At 36.1% G+C, this 894-nt stretch carries 1 protein-coding gene; it reads right to left on the bottom strand.

From position 1 onward, the window contains the following. Positions 1-711, bottom strand: a 711-nt coding sequence (locus AYJ08_RS05760; RefSeq protein ID WP_157452796.1) for a helix-turn-helix domain-containing protein, incomplete at its 3' end; no start/stop codon positions are given. Positions 712-894: the final 183 nt, after the last annotated feature.

The following is an 894-nucleotide window of genomic DNA, read 5'->3' as shown; positions in this document are numbered from 1 at the left end:
TAAATAAAGATCGCCGCTCTTATATAAGATACCATAATTTTTGTTTAATTCCTTTGCTTGCTGTAAATGCTCAATTGCTGAATAAAATTCACCTAGTTTACTATGCATACTTCCTACATGCAACAAAACAGAAATACGCAATAAGCCACTAATTTCATATCGATTTAATAATTGAAGTGCTTCGTTCAACAGATGAACGGCTTTTTCCGGTTGATCGTGCTCACAATAGAAGTGACCGAGAGAGTCTAGAGCGCGGATCAAGACAGTAGGGTTATCTGAGTCTTGGGTGAGAACAATACTATTGCTATAGTGATCTTCTGCTTGTTCAAAGCGACCGTCCACTTCAGCTATCTTTCCTTTTGCCCAGAGATAAACACCCTCTTCAGATTGTGGAATAACAGCACCTTGAAGCTTTAACAACCACTTACGGGCAATTTCCCACTCCTGTTCATCAATACGATTAATAATGTGGCGTAAGGAATTTTGAATTTCGACAAGCGTGAAAGAAGGGTTTTCGGTTTCAGTCCATAGTTCTTTAATTTCGGTATGTAGTCGTTTTGCCAATTGTTCCAAAATTTCAGGCGAAGGAATAACCTGACCTTTTTCGATTTGACTGACATAGCTGCGATTACAAATGCCTTCTGCCAAATCTCCTTGTGTCATCTTTAGCCTTTTGCGGAATTCGCGCAGTCTTTTTCCTACTTGCGTCATATAGCAAACACCCTTGTTATTAATTTTGATTGTTTCGTGAATATTATCATTATACAACTTATTATACAAAATGTAACAATTAAATTTAGGTTGTGAAAGAAAAATACAGTATCAAAATTAAAGTTTTAGTCTAAGTAAGCAGTCTTTTTTTATTAGCAAATATAAACAAACACGAAAAAGAGG

The sequence above is a fragment of the Brevibacillus sp. SKDU10 genome, assembly GCF_001645205.1.
GTDB classification, from domain to species: Bacteria; Bacillota; Bacilli; order Brevibacillales; family Brevibacillaceae; genus Brevibacillus_B; species Brevibacillus_B halotolerans.
The sequence above is the reverse complement of the archived record's forward strand: the minus strand, read 5'-3'. Positions and strand labels throughout refer to the sequence as shown.